Source organism: Bradyrhizobium sp. Arg816 (genome assembly GCF_029989365.1).
Taxonomy (GTDB): Bacteria; Pseudomonadota; Alphaproteobacteria; order Rhizobiales; family Xanthobacteraceae; genus Bradyrhizobium.
In genome coordinates this window covers 1-434 of record NZ_JAPRAQ010000254.1, presented here as the reverse complement: position 1 = coordinate 434, position 434 = coordinate 1, and the positions used below count along the sequence as shown (strand labels likewise).

The following is a 434-nucleotide window of genomic DNA, read 5'->3' as shown; positions in this document are numbered from 1 at the left end:
GCTCCCCGGCGGTCTCGAGGTGCGGAGGCGGGCGCCTGCGCTCCATCGGAGGCTCCTCTTGGCATCGGGAGCGAACAATCGCGCGCAGCATGCCGTGATGGATTGGGTCAGCCTGTACGCGATCGCCGTCAACGAGGAGAACGCCGCCGGTAGCCGCGTCGTCACCGCGCCGACCAACGGCGCCGCCGGCATCATTCCGGCCACGCTGCGTTACTTCCGCGATCATTGTCACGACGCCGATGCGGAAGGGCTGCGCCGCTTTCTTCTGACCGCTTCCGCGATCGGAGCCCTGTTCAAGATGAACGCATCCATCTCCGGCGCGGAGGTCGGATGTCAGGGGGAAGTCGGCGTCGCCTGCTTGATGGCGGCCGCGGGATTGGCGGCCGTTCTCGGCGGCACCAACGCGCAGATCGAGAATGCAGCCGAAATCGGCA

Annotated in this window: 1 protein-coding gene; it reads left to right on the top strand. The window is 67.3% G+C overall.

Translation table 11 applies throughout. The features are described from left to right. Positions 1–434: L-serine ammonia-lyase, iron-sulfur-dependent, subunit alpha (locus OWC48_RS46770; RefSeq protein ID WP_282526033.1), on the top strand; the 434-nt coding region annotated here is incomplete at both ends.